The 16,589-nt window shown below is 64.3% G+C and carries 15 protein-coding genes and 1 pseudogene; 1 reads left to right on the top strand and 15 read right to left on the bottom strand.

What is annotated here, in order from left to right; genetic code table 11:
- From ABZW16_RS38610 to rplJ, 14 genes and pseudogenes are all read right to left on the bottom strand, one after another.
- Window positions 1-471, bottom strand: a pseudogene (locus tag ABZW16_RS38610) (DNA-directed RNA polymerase subunit beta); the annotation flags it as partial.
- 380 nt (window positions 472-851) lie between these two features.
- Window positions 852-1,559, bottom strand: coding sequence for a hypothetical protein (locus tag ABZW16_RS38605; RefSeq protein WP_354961091.1), 708 nt, complete (start codon window positions 1,557-1,559; stop codon window positions 852-854).
- An 11-nt stretch (window positions 1,560-1,570) separates the two neighbouring features.
- Window positions 1,571-2,281, bottom strand: a complete 711-nt coding sequence (locus ABZW16_RS38600; RefSeq protein WP_354961090.1) for a hypothetical protein — start codon at window positions 2,279-2,281, stop codon at window positions 1,571-1,573.
- Between the two features lie 130 nt (window positions 2,282-2,411).
- On the bottom strand, window positions 2,412-3,653 hold the full coding sequence (locus ABZW16_RS38595) for an MCE family protein (RefSeq protein ID WP_354961089.1): 1,242 nt from the start codon (window positions 3,651-3,653) through the stop codon (window positions 2,412-2,414).
- On the bottom strand, window positions 3,650-4,864 hold the full coding sequence (locus tag ABZW16_RS38590) for an MCE family protein (RefSeq protein WP_354961088.1): 1,215 nt from the start codon (window positions 4,862-4,864) through the stop codon (window positions 3,650-3,652). Before ABZW16_RS38590 ends, ABZW16_RS38595 begins: the two co-directional genes overlap by 4 nt.
- A 170-nt stretch (window positions 4,865-5,034) precedes the next feature.
- Window positions 5,035-6,309, bottom strand: coding sequence for an MCE family protein (locus ABZW16_RS38585; protein WP_354961087.1), 1,275 nt, complete (start codon window positions 6,307-6,309; stop codon window positions 5,035-5,037).
- A 1-nt stretch (window position 6,310) separates the two neighbouring features.
- Entirely contained in the window at window positions 6,311-7,321 is a 1,011-nt protein-coding gene (locus ABZW16_RS38580; protein ID WP_354961086.1) for an MCE family protein, read from the bottom strand.
- Complete coding sequence (locus ABZW16_RS38575) at window positions 7,321-8,388, bottom strand: MCE family protein (RefSeq protein WP_354961094.1); 1,068 nt, start codon at window positions 8,386-8,388, stop codon at window positions 7,321-7,323. The genes ABZW16_RS38580 and ABZW16_RS38575 overlap by 1 nt, the downstream gene beginning before the upstream one ends.
- Window positions 8,389-8,396: 8 nt before the next feature.
- Window positions 8,397-9,749, bottom strand: coding sequence for an MCE family protein (locus ABZW16_RS38570; RefSeq protein WP_354961085.1), 1,353 nt, complete (start codon window positions 9,747-9,749; stop codon window positions 8,397-8,399).
- Window positions 9,750-9,789: 40 nt separating this feature from the next.
- Window positions 9,790-10,554 (bottom strand): ABC transporter permease, encoded by a 765-nt coding sequence (locus ABZW16_RS38565; protein ID WP_354961093.1) that lies wholly within the window; start codon window positions 10,552-10,554, stop codon window positions 9,790-9,792.
- 105 nt (window positions 10,555-10,659) lie between these two features.
- A complete protein-coding gene (locus ABZW16_RS38560; protein ID WP_354961092.1) occupies window positions 10,660-11,367 on the bottom strand; it encodes an ABC transporter permease in 708 nt (235 codons plus the stop codon).
- A 98-nt stretch (window positions 11,368-11,465) separates the two neighbouring features.
- A complete protein-coding gene (locus ABZW16_RS38555) occupies window positions 11,466-12,542 on the bottom strand; it encodes an ATP-binding cassette domain-containing protein (RefSeq protein ID WP_354961084.1) in 1,077 nt (358 codons plus the stop codon).
- A gap of 276 nt (window positions 12,543-12,818) precedes the next feature.
- A complete protein-coding gene (gene rplL / locus ABZW16_RS38550) occupies window positions 12,819-13,199 on the bottom strand; it encodes a 50S ribosomal protein L7/L12 (protein ID WP_354961083.1) in 381 nt (126 codons plus the stop codon).
- A gap of 67 nt (window positions 13,200-13,266) precedes the next feature.
- The gene (gene rplJ / locus ABZW16_RS38545) at window positions 13,267-13,803 is read right to left on the bottom strand and encodes a 50S ribosomal protein L10 (RefSeq protein ID WP_354961082.1); all 537 of its coding nucleotides are present in this window, start codon (window positions 13,801-13,803) and stop codon (window positions 13,267-13,269) included.
- A gap of 428 nt (window positions 13,804-14,231) precedes the next feature.
- Between rplJ and ABZW16_RS38540 the strand changes: the two genes are divergently transcribed.
- Window positions 14,232-15,845: an MFS transporter gene (locus tag ABZW16_RS38540; RefSeq protein ID WP_354961081.1), complete on the top strand. Its 1,614-nt coding sequence runs from the start codon at window positions 14,232-14,234 to the stop codon at window positions 15,843-15,845.
- A gap of 55 nt (window positions 15,846-15,900) precedes the next feature.
- On the opposite strand, the gene ABZW16_RS38535 is transcribed toward ABZW16_RS38540, so the two are convergent.
- On the bottom strand, window positions 15,901-16,434 hold the full coding sequence (locus ABZW16_RS38535) for an NADPH-dependent FMN reductase (protein ID WP_354961080.1): 534 nt from the start codon (window positions 16,432-16,434) through the stop codon (window positions 15,901-15,903).
- Window positions 16,435-16,589 lie beyond the last annotated feature (155 nt).

Here is a 16,589-nt window from a genome sequence, read left to right as displayed (position 1 = left end):
GCCATTGATGATGAACGTGCCCTTATCGGTCATCATCGGGAAATCACCCATGAAGACCGTCTGGCTCTTGATCTCACCGGTGTTGTTGTTGATGAACTCGGCGGTCACGAACAACGGCGCCGCGTAGGTCATGTCCTTGTCTTTGCACTCGTCGATGGAGGCCTTGACCTCCTCGAAACGAGGATCCGAGAAAGACAGGGACATGGAGCCGGAGAAGTCCTCGATCGGCGAGAGCTCCTCGAGTACCTCCTCCAGACCGCCCGTTAGTCCGCCGTCGCCGCGAGCCGCGGCTTTTTCACGCCACGAAGGCGAGCCGATCAACCATGCAAATGAGTCGGTCTGTAGATCGAGAAGTCCGGGCACCTCCAAGGGTTCACGGATCTTCGCGAAAGACACCCGCAACGGGGCTCCGGGGATTCCGGCAACTGCCTTGGTCTGGGTGGAGACTGCCAAGATGCGTCCTTCCAGCACCTCACGCGCGTCGCGTGGTGGTCCGCGACCGTCGCTTGTCTGCTACGAATTCCGCTGGTTACAACCCGAACGAAACCCGAACAGGCAACAACGGAAGTAACACCGGAAGGGTGGAACTTACGTGTGCAAATCGAGGTATGGACAGGAGGCAGCCAGCGCAACGTCCAACCGTACACCCATACGCAAGGTGGTGTCAAAGTACCACCAGAACCAGCCGCCACGTGGCGGCACGCCGTGACCGTTATGACCGTGTGTCATGCCCGAATCGCTGGCTGCGTCGGGTAGCCACGGGGCTCATGAAGCCACTGTGACAGCTGCCGCTGTTGTGAATAGCGTGACGTGTCCGGCGAAACTCGTCAAGTGGCAGGGCCCGCAAGCGATTACTGGTCGACGATGGCCGAGGCCAGCCACTTTCCGTCGACCTTCTGCATCTTCAGCACGATCGGGCCGGACGCGCTCTGCTGCGCGACGCCGTTCTTGTTCGCGCTGACCACGAAGTTCACCAGCAGCTCGGCCCGATCCTCGGTGAGCAAGGTCACCCCGATCGGATCGGCGAGCGCATCGGCGCTGGTCTGCGCCTGTTTCAGGGCGGCGAGATTGGTATCGGCGTACTTGTCGAAATCGGTCAGCATCTGGCCGGTGACGACCGCGTGCACGGCATCCTTGTAGCCGTCGAGTTTGTTCACGTCGTAGGCGTAAATGGTCTTCAGCGCATGGGAGGCGGCCGCGGTCACCTCCTCGGTGGCCTTGGTGTCCACGTAGCCCTGGTTCGAATCGTCGATACCCGGACGGAAGGCCGCGACCGTGGCGAATGCGCCGAGCAGCACGGTGGCGATGAGCATGGCCGGGACCAGCCCCCACCCCTGCCCCAGGCGCAGCCGCTGGGACCAGGGCCGCGACGGTGCGGGCCGTGGAGCGGGACGTACCGGCTCGGTCGTGCCCGCCACCTTGGTCCTGCGCTTCGCGATGGACTCGTCGGTCGCGCGGGCGCCACGGCGGGTGGCGGCGGATCCGGTGCTGGCCGCGGTGCGGCCGACGGTGGGACGGTTGCGGGGAGTGACCCGATTGACTGGTCGACGAGATGCCATGGCGGGTTCTCCTACGATCCAGGCTTGGGCGGGGTGGCGCCCGCGGACGGCGTCGCACCGGTCTGCCCGGCAGCCGGCTGATTCACGGGGATGGGCTGACTCAGCGGACTCGCCTTCTCGGCCTTCCACACGTCACCCTGTTCGACCAGGTCCAGCGCCCAGGTCTGCCGGTAGGCATACGGCGCGGCATTCGGTGCGGTCCTGGTGGTCTGCAACACGATGAGCGCCGACGCGTGATCCCGCTCGGAGTTCAGCGCGGTCAGCGCGGAACCGACGACCTTGGATTCCAGCCTGGTCTTGGCCTCGGTGGCCTGCGAGCGGAATTGCTCCTGGGTCTTGGTGGCGTCATCGAGCAGCGATCCGGTCATCGAGGACTGGATCAGCTTGATCGAACCGTCGACATCATTGGGATCCAGCGACATCAGGTTGATCGCGGCCTGCCTGGCGTCGGCGAGGGCGGTATCGCGCGCATCGGCGCGCGGACCGTCGGTGAAGAACGCCGCACGCACCCAGCCGGTGCCGAACCAGGCCGCGGCGATCAACGCAACGACCAGCGCGGCGGCCGCGGCCATGGTGACCGCGAGTCGACCGGCGGGAGCGTCAGCGGACGCCTCTGCCGGGTGCGCGGAAACCGATGCCGTCGCGTCATGCGCCGCGGCATCAGCTTCCGTGGAATCGGTGCCGGTGACAACCGGCGTTTCCTTGGACATGTCGATGCTCACGACCGTACCTCGCTAGCGCTCGGCACGGTCGTGCCCATCATGGGCGCTGTGCCCTTGGTTCGCTCGCTTCGCTCACTCACGGCGAGACACCCTAACTTCAGTTACTGCGGCGTAGCCGCATAGGTCCTGTTCACCGCTTGGGCGTGACCCCCAACAGGGTGGCCATCTGCACGGCGATCGGGTTGAGGTTCAGCTTCTCCGGATCGGTTTTCGGGGTCGAATCCCAGGGCTGGACAATGCTCGGATCGGCCAGATCGGCGCGCGCTCCGCCCCGTACCGCCGTTGGATTACCAAACGGCACCGTGCATTTCGCGTCCTTATTGAACGGGAATTCGTCGCGGGTGTCGTCGAAGTCCGGATTCTCCCGCTTCATCTGCTCGAGGATGCGCTGGGTGCCCTCGTAGCCCTGGGTGCAGGCGGGTGGGTTGTTCACCTCGAGCACCAGGCCGAAGTGGCTGGTGCCGTCACCGGGTGCGGTGGACGACGCGCCGATGGACAGCGACGGAATCATCTGCAGCAACGGACGCAGTGCGTAGAACTTCGGCGAGATGGACACCATCAGCTGACGCAGGTTGGCCAGATCCTCGGTGAGTGCGCCGCCGCTCTCCTTCAGCAGTGCGCTGACCTGTTCGCCCGCGTCGGTGCCGGTGCCGATCAGCCGCCGGATATCCGGATCGCTGGAGCGCAGCTGCGCGGTGAGCTCGTCGAGACCCTGGCTGAACTGCCGGATATAGCTCGACTGGTCCGCCTGGGTGCCCAGCGCGATCCGGCCGTCCCGGATCAGCTGGATCGTCTGCGGCAGGCTGTCGCTGAATGCCGCGGTGAACTTGTTCAGCGAATCCACGAAGACTTTTAGATCGTCGCCCTTGCCGTCGAAGGCCCGGCCGAGTTCGGTGACGGTTTTGTTCAGCGCGGTGAGATCAACCGAGCGGGTGAAGGTGTCCACGCTCTGCACCAGTTGCTCGACCGAGACCGGTGTCGTCGCCGAGCTGATCACCGAACCGTCGCGCAGGTACGGGCCGTGGTCGGCATCGGGCTGCAGGTCGACATACTGCTCACCGATGGCCGACCGGTTGGCAATGACGGCGCGCGCCGATTCCGGGACCTTCGGCGCGCTCGAATCCAGCACGAGTTTGATCGCCACACCGGTGTCGGTGAGTTCGAGATCGCCGACTCGGCCGACCGGGACGCCGCGGTAGGTCACCTCGGCGCCCTTGTAGATGCCGCCGGTCTGCTTGGCCTCGACCTTCACGTGGTACTCGCCGATGCCCAGCATGTGATCGAGCCGAACGTATTTGGCGCCGACGAAAACCACGCCGAGCACCGCGATCACGGCGAACGCGATCAGCTGATAGCGCACCAGGCGGGTCATCGCCGACCACCTCCGATTTGGTCGAGAATCGCCCCGAGCGGTCCGGCCGGCAGTTGCGGCAGGCCAGCCGGGAAGCGAGGCATGTTGGGCGGCAGCGGCAGCAGCGAAACCGTCGGCCAACCCGGGCGCGGGCCATTGCCGCCGTAGTACGGATTGGTCGGATTCACCGGCACTTCCGGGCCGTACGGCGGCGGGATGTACACCGGATCGCCCTTGCCGACGCCGAGATTGCTCAGCGTGACACCGATCTGCTGGTCCACCGAGAGCCAGGTGTTCACCTGGCCGCCGAAGGTGCCCTCCAGTGTGGAGTCCGGGAACGGATAGGTCGGCACCAGGGGCAGCGCCGTGACCAGATCCGGTGCGGCCCTGCCGAGTTCCTGCAGGGTCGGACGCAGCGAGGTCAGATCCTTGATCAGATCGTCCTTGGAGTGGTTCAGCACGTCGAATCCGGCCTGCCCCACCCGATCCAGCTGCTGGAGCAGCGCAATCAGTTGCGGCCGTTGCTCGTTCAGGATCTTGATGCCCTGCGGCAGCTCATTGATGATCTTGCTGATCTGATCGGTCTGGGTGCTCACCCGGTTGCTCAGCGTGGCGAGTCCGTCGATGGCCCTGGTGATGTCGTCGACCTGATCGTTCAGCCCCGCGATCAATTTATTGGCCTGATCGAGCAGCGAGCGCACCCGCTCCTCACGACCGCCCAGGGTCTTGTTCAGCTCGGTGACAATGGGCTGCAATTGCGCGACGCCGCCGCCGTTGAGCAGCAATGACAACGCACCGAGCACCTGCTCGACCTCGGTCGCGTGCCTGGTGCGGTCGGCCGGAATGACCGACCCGTTGGTCAGCTTCTTGGTGTCGGGCTGATCGGTGGGCTTGGACAGCTCGATGAACTTCTCGCCGAGCAGATTCGACTGCCGCACCTCGGCCCGCGCGTTGGCTGGCAGATCAACCGAGGAGTTCACCACGGTGCGCACACTGGCGGTCCAGCCGTCCGGTGCGAGCGCGATGTCCTCGACCCGACCCACCGCAACGCCCTCGACCTTGACCGCGGACTGCGGCACCAGATCGAGTACATCGTCGAAGCGGATATCGATGGTCATCGGATGGTCACCGACATCGGCGCCACCGGGCAGCGGTACCGCGTAGATGCCTTCGGAGGAACACGAGGTCACCAGGACCGCGCTCATGCCGACCACCAGCGCGGAGCCGACCATTTCGAGCGACCTGCGAGCAGTCGCTACGCGGACCATTTCGAGCGACCTGCGAGCAGTCGCTACGCGGACCTTTTCGAGCGACCTGCAAGCAATCGCTACGCCGACCTTTTCGAGCGACCTGCGAGCAGTCGCTACACGGAGAGTGCGTGCCGCGGAACGGACTCGCTTGTTCATCGCTGGCCACCTCCCTGCGAGGGCGGAAGTTGATCGGACGGGGTGCCCGGAACGGTGCCGGGCACCGGGGCGCGCTGCTCGTTCTCACCGCTGAGAATGCCGAACGGCAGGATCAGCGTCGGCGTCTGCACGCCCGCGGTGATCTGATCGGTGATCTCCTTGCAGTGCTCCAGAATCGGGCGCATCTGCTTGCCGAGCGCCTCGAATTTCGGATCGCCGGGCATCAACTTGCTCAGGTCGAGCATCTTGCACACCACACCGAACGGGTCCTGCAGATCGGTGAGGTTGGCGCGCATATCGAGGGTGCCGGATTCCGCGTTGTGGATATTGATCAGATTGCTCAGTGCCAGCGGCAGCACCGGCAACGCCGCGGCCAGATCATCGCGCTGCTTGGCCAGCGTCGCGGTGAGCGTGGTCAGGCCCTTGGCGTTCTGCTGGACCAGATCCCGATTCTCATCGATGAACCGGGCGACATCACCCAGTGCGATCGACAGCAGATTCAGCGCCGCACCGAGATCCTGGCGTTCCCCGGCGAGGAAGGTCGACAGATCCGCGAGCTGGGCATTGAACTGCCGCACCTGCTGGTCGTTCTGGGCCAGCATGGTGACGAAGGTCTGCAGATTCTTGACCGTGTCGAAGATATCGCCGCGGGTATCACTGAGGTACCGCGTCGCGCGCGAGAGCTGAGTGATGCTGTTGGCCAGCGCCTCGCCGTTGCCCGCCAGATTCGCCGCCGAGGTGCGTACCAGTTGGTTCACCGCGCCCTCGGCATTGGCGCCATTGGGGCCCAACGCGTCGGAGAGTTCGGTAATGCTCTTGTACAGCTGGTCGACCTCGACCGGGGTGACCGTGCGATCGCGCGGAATGGTCGCGGTGCGCGCCATTTTCGGACCGCCGGAGTAGGCCGGGGTCAGCTGGATGTAGCGATCGGAGACGATCGATGGCGTGATCTGCGCGGCCTTGGCTTCGGCGGGGATGTCGTATTTGCGGTCGACACTCATCACCACCTTGACCTGATCACCTTGCGGCTCAACCGAATCCACGTGCCCGACCGGCACACCGAGTATCCGCACATCCGAACCCTGGTAAATGCCGACGGAGCGGTCGAAGTATGCGGTGATCTTGGTTGTGGTCATCCGGTCGAAGAGCCACCAGAGCGCCCCGGCCACGACCAATGCCGCGATCAAACCGATCGCGATGGCCACCTTGGTGCCACGACCCGAGGACCGCAGTGTGGTCAGCGGTTCCTTACGAGGCCAGTTCACCCCCATGTCAGTTACCTCCCATGGTGCGCACCGGCGGCCGGTTGCCCGGAATCTCCGGCAGGCCGGGCGGGACCAGGTTCACGATCACCGCGTCGAACCAGCGGCCGGTGCCGAGTACGTTGGCGTAGAGGCCGTAGAACGGGGCCGCGAGTTCCAGCGTCTTGGAAATGTTCTGCTGGTTGTCGTTCAGCAGGTCGATCGCTGACTTCAGGTTGGTCAGCGCCGTCCCGATCTGCTTCTCGTTGTCGGCGACGAGTGCACTCAGCTCGGCGGACACCGTCCTGGCGCCGCTGAGCAGCTGCGCGATCGACTGCTGCCGAATATTCAGCTCCGCCAACAGCTGTCCGCCATTGGCGAGCAGGCGCTCGAACTGCTGATTGCGGTCCGCGAGCACTCCGGTGGTCTGCCTGGCCGCGGCGAACAGCTTCTTCAGCTCCTCATCGCGCTTGGCCAGCGTCTCCGAGAGCCGGGCCACGCCGTCGATGGAGTTGCGGATCTCCGGCGGCGTCGTTTCGAACGCCTCGGAGAGCACTCGCATGCTGGTGGCCAGCTGTGCGGTGTCGATCTTGTCGATGTTGTTGGCCGCATCGCTGAACGCGTCCACCACGTCGTACGGAGATACCGTGCGTGACAGCGGGATCGCCTTGCTCGGATTCGCGGGCTCGGAGCCCTTCGGGTCCAGCGCCAGGTACTTCTGGCCGAGCACGGTCTTGATCTGGATGGAGGCGGTCGTCTCGTTGCCGATCCAGGCGTCCTGGGTGCGGAAGTCGACCAGCACCTTGTTGCCGTCGAGCCGAACATCCGATACCGCACCGACTTTCACGCCCGCGATGCGCACCTCATTGCCCTTCTTGAGGCCAGCGGCCTCGGAGAACTCCGCGGTGTATTTGGTACCAGCGCCGATGATCGGCAGCCGGTCCAGGAAGAACGCGGAGATCGTCACGAGCAGCACCATGGCAAGGCCGAGCACACCCATGAACGCGGGGCTGCGCTTGCCGAGCAGGATCCGGTCGTCCATCAGTGACCTCCCTTCCCCTGGCAGCGTGGTGCGGCATTGGTGTAGATCGGCTGGTTGACCGTCGGCAGCCCGGCCGGGAGGTTGAGCTGCGGTGCGTCCACCGCGCCCGGCCCGACCACGATGTCGATACCGCACAGGTAGAACTGGAACCACGAGCCGTAACTGCCGGCGCGGCCGAGTTTTTCCATCTTGATCGGCAGGTTGGTCAGCGCCGTATTCACTTCGTCCTTGCGCTCGTCGATGGTGCCGGTCAGCTGGCTGAGTCCGGCGATCGAGCCCTGCAACGTCGGGCGAGTCGGCACCAGCAGATCCGCGGTGGCCGAGGCCAGATTGCCGAGCGAGGTCACCGAGCTGCCGATGGTGTCGCGGTCGGCGGCCAGCCCGCTGACCAGCGCCTCGGTGTTGACGATCAGCTGATCGAACTGACCCTCGCGCTCATTGACCGCATTGAGCACCGCCGTCAGGTTCTTCACCAGCTCACCGATGACGGCGTCCTTATCGGCGATCTTGTTGGTCAGATTCGCGGTGGTCGCCACCAGATCGTGAATGGTGCCCTGCTCGCCCTGGAAGACCTGAATGATCTCGTAGGACAGCTTGTTCACATCATCGGCGGTGAGCGTCTGGAACAGCGGCCGGAAGCCGTTGAACAGCGTGGTCAGGTTCAGCGCTGGCTTGGTGTGCTCGAGCCCGATGGTCGCGCCCTTGTTGAGCTTGCGGCCCTGCTCCCCCGCGCCCTGTTCGAGCGCGATATAGCGCTGGCCGACCAGGTTTCGGTAGCGGATGGTCACCGTCGTCGAGGCGGGCAGCCAATTGCGGTCGGTCAGTTCGAAGCCGACCTCGGCCTGGCGCTTGTCCACGATCGAGACACTGGTGACCTTGCCGACCCGTACGCCCGCGATGCGCACCTCGTCGCCGGGGTTGAGCGAGGTGACATCGGTGAAGCGGGCCTTGAACGGGGTGCCGCGGCCGGTGTAGTTCGCGATCGAGAGCCCGAGGACCGTGGTTGCGAAAAGGGTGACGATGATGAAGATGACGAGTTTGGTCAGCGGCGATCCGAGGCCGCGCATCTTTTCCTTCATCGCACGCTCACCTCGCTGCCGCGGAATGCGGGTGCACCGATCCGGGTGACCCAGCTGGGCACCTGCTCGGGCGAAACACCGTTCGCCGCACCATAGATCGCGCCGAGGGTCCGCTGTTCGGTCGGCGAACCCACCGTGGTCGGCACATTCGCGGCCGGATACATCCCGAACTGCGGCACCGGCAAGTTGCCGCTGACCTGGTCACCCGGATTGCGGCTGGGCACCGCATAGGAGCCGTCATTGCTCGGTCCGCCGGTGTACTGGCCCGGATCGGTGAACACCGGGTACTCCGGCACACACCACGGTCCGCGGGTGTCGAGCCAGCGTGGCTCGTCCTGGTTGGGCAGGTACTTACCGCGGGTATTGGTCAGCTCCACCGACACTCGGGAGCCGGGCCGCGAGGTGCCCATACCCATGATCTGGTCGATGCGCGGCTTCATCTTGGCGAAGTTCGCCATCGCGCAGGCGTAGGTCGGCGAATAGGTGGCCAGCAGTTCCAGCGCGGGGCGGGAGTCGGCGGCCAGGTCGATGATGTTGTCGCGGTTGGCGATCAGGAAGTCCGCGGTGCTGGCCGCGGTCGGGTTCAGCGTCGCCAGCAGCGTGTCGATCTGCGGGCGGCGCTGCACGATGGTCGCGTTGGTGGTGCGCAGATTGTCGAATGCGTCGACCAGCTGCGGCAGGGCGTCGGAGTAGGTGGCCGCCACATCGGCGAAGCTCACCAGATCCTGCTTGATATCGGGCATCACACCGTTGAGGTCGCGGAAGATGGTGTCCAGCTTGTCCACCGACTCACCCAGTGCCACACCCTGACCCGATAGCGCCTGCGACAGCGCACCGAGGGTGGAGGCGAGGTCCTGCGGCGGAATCGCCTGCAGCAGCGGCAGCACATCGTCGAGCAGCTTGCTGATCTCGATGGCATTGCCGCTCTTGTCCTGATGCAGCGTGACGCCAGCGGTCAGGTGCTGCTTGCTGGGTTCGTCCGGGATGATGAGGTCCACGTACCGCTCGCCGAAGAGCGTCTTCGGCAGCAGCCGAGCCGTGGCGTTGACCGGAATCTGGGTGGCCTTGCCGGGATCGATCGCCAGGTCGAGGGTCACCTGACCACTCTCGGATCGGCTGGACCTGACCTCGCCGACGTTGACGCCGCGCACCTTCACATCGGCATTGCGGGTCAGCGCATTTCCCACACTGTCGGTGACCAGGTTGACCCGGACGGTGTCGACGAACGCCTTGTTGTAGATCGCGACCGTCGTCACCAGAAATAGTGCACAGACCACGAAGAACGCGATGCCGAGCAGTCGGACGCGCAATTTCTCCGTCGCGCGCCACATCTGCACGCGATTACTCATGACGGCACCTCACTGCTTGCCGTTTCGATGATCGGTGCCCTCATCCCGCAACCCGCACCGTCGTTGTCGTACCCCAAATGGCGAGGCTGAGGAAGAAGTCCAGAACATTCACCAACACAATCGCCGCGCGCACCGCGCGACCCACCGCGACGCCGACACCGGCCGGTCCGCCGGTGGCGTTGAAGCCGTAATAGCAATGCACCATGATGATCACGAATGCGAAGACCAGGACTTTGACGAACGAATATAAGACGTCTTCGGGTGGCAGGAACAGACCGAAATAGTGGTCATAGGAGCCACTGGATTGTCCGTTGAACCAGATGCTGATCATTCGTGATGCCAGGAATGTGCCGAGCAGGCCGACAATGTAGAGCGGAATGACCGCGAGGAAGCCCGCGATCACCCGGGTAGTCACCAGGAAAGGCACACCCGGCACCGCCATCACCTCGAGTGCGTCGATCTCCTCGGAGATCCGCATCGCACCGAGCTGAGCGGTGAAACCACAACCGACCGTTGCCGATAGCGCGAGCGCGGCGACCAGCGGCGCGATCTCACGGGTATTGATATAGGCGGTGAGGAAGCCGGTCAGCACCGAGCTGCCGAGCGAGTCCAAGGCCTTGAAGCCCTGCAGGCCGACGACAACGCCGACCGAACCGGACATGAAGATGATGACGCCGATGGTGCCGCCGATGACGGCGAGCGCGCCACTGCCGAAGGTCACCTCGGCGAGCAGCCGCATGACCTCCTTGCGGTAGTGCACAGCGGTGCGCGGAATCCAGGCAATGGCCTTGGAGTAGAACGACATCTGATCGCCGGCGCGGTCGACGACGTTCACCGGTATGCGCGCGATCTCACGGACCCGGCGGGCGGATTTCGCCAGGGCCGGGGGACGGTACGAGGTGGCCACGGGTCAGGCGCCCTTAGCGGGGACGACCTGCAGATACACCAGGGTCAGGATCAAGTTCACGAAGAACAACACCATGAATGTGATGACCACGGATTGGTTCACCGCGTCTCCGACTCCTTTCGGGCCCCCTTTGGGATGCAAGCCCTTGTACGCGGCGATTACGCCAGCGAGCAGACCGAATATCAGGGCCTTGATTTCGCCGATCCACAGGTCCGGCAGCTGAGCCAGTGCGGAGAACGAGGCGAGGTAGGCGCCGGGCGTGCCGCCCTGCAGCCCGACATTGAAGAAATAGCCACCGGCGATGCCGACCACCGACACCAGGCCGTTGAGCAGCAGTGCGACCAGCATCATGCCGAGAACGCGTGGCACAACCAGCTTTTGCACCGGATCGACGCCGAGCACCTCGAGCGCGTCGATCTCCTCACGGATGGTGCGCGAGCCGAGATCGGCGGCAACCGCCGATCCGGCCGCACCCGCGATGATCAACGCGGTGACAACGGGGGCAGCCTGCTGGACGGTAGCCAGCACGCTCGTGGCGCCGGTAAAGGATTCGGCGCCGAGTTGTTTGATCAACGAGCCGGTCTGCAGCGCGACAACCGCACCGAACGGAATGGCGACCAGTGCGCTCGGCAGGATCGAGACACTCGCGATGAACCACGACTGCTCGATGAATTCGCGCAACTGGAAAGGCCGCTTGAACGTCTTGCGCATAACGTCGATGAGCAGCGCAAAGATGTTGCCGGCCTGGCCAAACCCCGACTCCACAGGAGTCCGCAATCGCGCCAGGGTGGAATACACGATCGCAGATGTTACCCGTTAGTTGTGTTGTGGCGCACGGTTGTGTCCAAGGACCCACCTTGGTATCCACCGAGGTCGCCGTTCTGATACGCCATCACCTGCGTATCGTCGCTCTCCGCAAGTGACTCACGAATAGCCACCTGGGCCGCATGCGGCAGGGTGTGCATGATTTCGCGGACGCGCTCCTTGCGGCGAAGTGCCGCCTGACGTACCGGCATACCCGGAGTGGCCCGCATCTGCGGGATGATGCCCTCGACCTCTTCGGCGCCACCGTGATGGTGACCGGCGTCGACGAGCGCCTGCTCGCGCGCCATCTGGGCCTCGTCCTTCTCCTCCGACATACCGATCGGACCGATCATGCGACCGTTGAGGAACTGCTTGACCACCGGCTCCTCCGAGGTGAGCAGCACCTCGCGCGGACCGAACATCACCAGCGAGCGGCGGAACAGCATGCCGATGTTGTCGGGCACCGTACGGGCCAGGTTGATGTTGTGGGTCACGATCAGGATCGTCGCGTCGATTTGAGCGTTGATATCGATCAGCAACTGCGACAGATACGAGGTACGCACCGGATCCAAGCCGGAGTCGGGCTCGTCGACCAGAATGATCTGCGGATCCAGCACCAGCGCCCGCGCCAGACCGGCACGCTTGCGCATACCACCGGAGATCTCACCCGGCAGCTTGCCCTCCGCGCCGAGCAGACCGGTCAGCTCGAGCTTCTCCATCACGATCTTCTTGATCTCGGACTCGGACTTCTTGGTGTGCTCACGCAACGGGAACGCCACATTGTCGAACAGGTTCATCGACCCGAACAACGCACCGTCCTGGAACAGCACACCGAACAGCTTGCGGATTTCGTAGAGCTCCTTATTGGAGCAGGTGGTGATATCGGTGCCATCGATAAAGATCGAACCGCGCTCCGGACGCAGCAAACCGATCAACGACTTCAAAAACACCGATTTACCGGTACCCGAGGGGCCGAGCAGCGCGCTGACCTCACCCGAAGGCAGCGTCAGCGAGACATCCTGCCAAATACGCTGTGAACCAAAGGATTTGGTAACACCTTCGGTCCTGACCTCGACGCCCACGCCTACCTCCACAAATTCTCAGCGAGCAGCCCACCGGCGAACCGCGCTATCGGGTATCACGGTGTGTCGCGTCACAGTGGGTGCGGTCACTGTATCCCATGAGCATGACGCGGCACACCCTAACCTGACCGAAGAGTAACCCCGAATCACTCTCAGTAATCGCATTACCGTCGCAGGCGCCGGGGCAAAGCAAACGGGCGGTCCCCGCTGGGGACCGCCCGTTCGACGACGCAGCCGTGGCGACCACTTGCGGGTCGCTCGGCGGGGTCAAGTGAATTACTTGACCGAGACCTTGGCGCCAGCCTCTTCCAGCTTCGCCTTGGCAGCCTCGGCGGCGTCCTTGGCGACCTTCTCCAGGATCGGCTTCGGGGCACCCTCGACCAGGTCCTTGGCTTCCTTCAGGCCCAGGCCGGAGACGATCTCGCGGACCACCTTGATGACCTGGATCTTCTTCTCGCCCGCACCCTCGAGGATGACGTCGAACTCGTCCTGCTCCTCGGCGGCCTCGGCCGGAGCGGCACCACCGGCGACGGCGGCGACGGCGACCGGAGCAGCCGCGGTGACCTCGAACTTCTCCTCGAACTTCTTGACGAAGTCCGACAGCTCGAGCAGGGTCATTCCGGCGAAGGTCTCGAGCAGTTCGTCAACGTTGGCCATTGTTGTTTCCTTTCGGTAGTTGGTTGTCTATGAGGGCGAGCCGCACGCGATCCACCCGCATGGGGTGTTACTCGGCGGCAGCTCCGCCTTCGGCCTGCTTCTTCTCCTGCAGGGCGGCGGCCAGGCGGGCCACCTGCGAAGCGGGAGCGTTGAACAGACCGGCAGCCTTCGCCAGGTTGCCCTTCATGGCGCCGGCCAGCTTGGCCAGCAGCACCTCGCGGGACTCCAGGTCGGCGATCTTCTCGACCTCGGCAACGGACAGCGCGTTGCCGTCCATGTACCCGCCCTTGATGATGAGCGCCTTGTTGTCCTTGGCGAAGGTCTTGATGGCCTTCGCGGCATCGACCGGCTCGCCCTTGATGAAGGCGATGGCGGTCGGTCCGACGAACAAGTCGTCCAGGCCAACGACGCCCGCCTCGGCGGCCGCACGCTTGACCAGGGTGTTCTTGGCGACGGAGTAGGTAGCGCCTTCGCCGAGCGCGCGACGCAGATCGGTGAGCTTACCGACCGACAGACCACGGTATTCCGTGATGACGGTGGCCGTTGAGCTCCTGAACTGCTCCGTGATCTCTTCGACCGCGGTGACCTTCTCGGGTTTTGCCATACTTCGCCTCCTCTCTGGATGTCGGTTCGTATTCGAACTGCCGAGTACCAGGGGCCAGCGATAAAGCAAACGCCCCGAACGCAGAGCGTTCCGGGGCGTAACAGGTGATCGACCCGGCGTGCACCGGATCAATTCCCAGCCTCGGTCCTCCCTGCGTGGGCCGCCGACTTGATGCCGGACCTTCGACCACGCCCGAGTGGGCGCAGCGACCAACGGTCTTCGGTAGAACGGATTGGGTAGTCATCGAACTCGTCGATTACTTCCGTCCACAGTAGCCGAACCCGCCCCCATCTGCCAAAACGGGTGCGAACGGGACGCTTTCGCGACCGAATTGTTGTGGCGCGCCTCACAATTGGCATTCGAATGTGGCGGATGCCGCCAGCAGCAAGTGTTACCAAGAGTGACAGATACTGCTTGACTACCGGATTATGGCAACCTCCATAGTCGATCCACCGGTGCTGCTGGAACGACGTACCAGGCGCTTCCTCGCCCTGGCCGTCATCTGCCTCGCTGAGCTGCTGGTCGTCCTCGACAACACCATCGTGAACGTGGCCCTCCCCTCCATCGGGGTGGAGTTGGCCACCGGCGTCAGCGGCCTGCAGTGGGTCGTCGACGCGTACACCCTGACCTTCGCCGGACTACTGCTCGCCTTCGGTAATCTCGGCGACCGGTACGGACGCCGTCGCATGCTGATCATCGGTTTGCTCGGCGTTGCCGTGATGTCGATCGGCGGCGCGCTCTCGGAGTCCATGGGCAGCGTCATCGCCGCCCGGGCCGCGATGGGCATCTTCGCCGCGGCGGTCTTCCCCGCGACACTGGCGCTGATCATCAATATCTTCACCGACAAGCGCGAGCGCGCGCTGGCCATCGCCGCCTGGACCGCGATGGCCGGATTCGCCATCGCGATCGGGCCGATCTCGGGCGGCTGGCTGCTGGAACACTTTTCCTGGCATTCGGTCTTCTGGATCAATGTGCCGGTGGCACTCATCGCCATGGCCGCCACCCTCATCTGGGTGCCCGAATCGCGGTCTGCCCAGGTGGGGCGGCTCGATCTGCCAGGTATTGCGCTATCGATAGCGGGCATCACGCTGCTGGTGTGGGCCATTATCGAGGCACCGCGGTACGGCTGGCTGTCGATGACCACCCTGTGCGTTGCCGCACTCGGCATCGTTTTGCTCGCCGCCTTCATTGTGTGGGAATTGCGTAGCAGCGCACCGATTCTCGATATGCGACTGTTCCGCAATCGCAGATTCTCCATGCCCGCCTTGGCAATTGCGGTCGGCTACTTCTCGATGTTCGGATTCCTGTTTCTGATCACCCAGTACTTCCAAGGCGTCCGCGAGTACACCCCGCTCGAATTCGGTATCGCCTCGCTGCCGTTCGCGTTCTCGGTGGCCATCGGCGCACCCATCGCAACGCTGCTGGCCACGCGGGTCGGAACCACGCCGGTGATCGTATTCGGACTATTGCTCACCGGATCGGGGCTGTACCTGGGCGGTCAGGTGACCATCGACAGCGGTTACGTCACCGATGTGCTGCCGTCCATGGTGGCGATGGCGCTGGGCCTGGCCATTGTGCAGGGCCCGGCCACCGAATCCATCATGTCGTCGCTGCCGCTCGATGAGGCGGGGGCGGGTTCGGCGGTCAATGACACCACTCGCGAGATCGGCGGCACGCTCGGCGTCGCGGTGCTCGGCTCGATTGTGGCCTCCTACTACACAACTCGCGTCGCACCGTTGATCGATCGGGTGCCCGCCGGGATGATGAACTCCGACGAGCGCAGTCTGGTGCAGGCCAGTCCGCTCAGCGTGCTGGAGATGCGCAAACGAGAGCTCGCGCCGTTCTTCGCCGCCCAGCGCGAAAACCTCATCACCGCAATGAAAACCGCCGCCCTGCAGGGTTCACACGCCGCATCCCTGGTAGCCGCGGCCGCAGTCGTGGTGTGCGCGCTGATCGTCGCCATCTTCCTGCCGTGGAGTGCGCAGAAAGGCGAATCGGTACTGCTCGGCTGGCGCAAATCCACCGAGTCCTCGGATAGCTGACCATCGAGGCGAGTCGAATGGTGCTTCGGCCCCTTCGACTCGCCTCTGCGATGGGTCAGGCAGGGGCCGCCTGGCGGACCAGGCGGGTCAGTGCCGCGAGTGCGCCGGTGCGAAATTCGGGTGCGGTGACCAGGCCGTTGCCGTCGACAGCATCGCGGGCCACCGGGAGTCGGACGCAGGTGTCCGGGTCGACGATGGCACCGACGTAGCCCAGCACCGTGGTCAGGGTGGTGGCCGCGCCTTCACCACGGCCTCGGGCCGCGACATTGAGGAAGGCCGTTGGCTTTTCGTAGAGGTCGGCGGTGCCGACGGTCCAATCCAGCAGGTTCTTGAAGCTGCCGGGGAGGGTGCCCGCATATTCGGGTGTGCAGAGCAGTACCGCGTCGGCGCGCGAAATGTGTTCGTGCAGTGCGACAACCGACGGATGGCCGGTTCCGTTGTCATCGGGACTGAATGCCGGAAGGTCGGCGAGGCCCTCATACCAGAAGGTCTCGATGCCCTCCGGTGCGATCGCCGCCACGGTGCGCAGTGCGGCGGTATTGGTCGAAGCACTACGTGTGCTTCCGGAAATGAGCAGAACGGCGGTCACTCCAGGGGCAACCACCGCCGCGCGCGAATTAGTCCGGTCGGCGGTGCTTGCACTGGAGCGACACCTGCAATCGGCCGCAACGCGCAGAGGGCGGGAACGCGATTCGCGTTCCCGCCCTCTGCGGTTCTGGTCAGCTTACAGATGTGTATTTCACA

The organism is Nocardia sp. NPDC004604 (assembly GCF_040609795.1).
GTDB lineage: Bacteria > Actinomycetota > Actinomycetes > Mycobacteriales > Mycobacteriaceae > Nocardia.
This window is presented reverse-complemented; position numbering and strand designations above follow the sequence as displayed.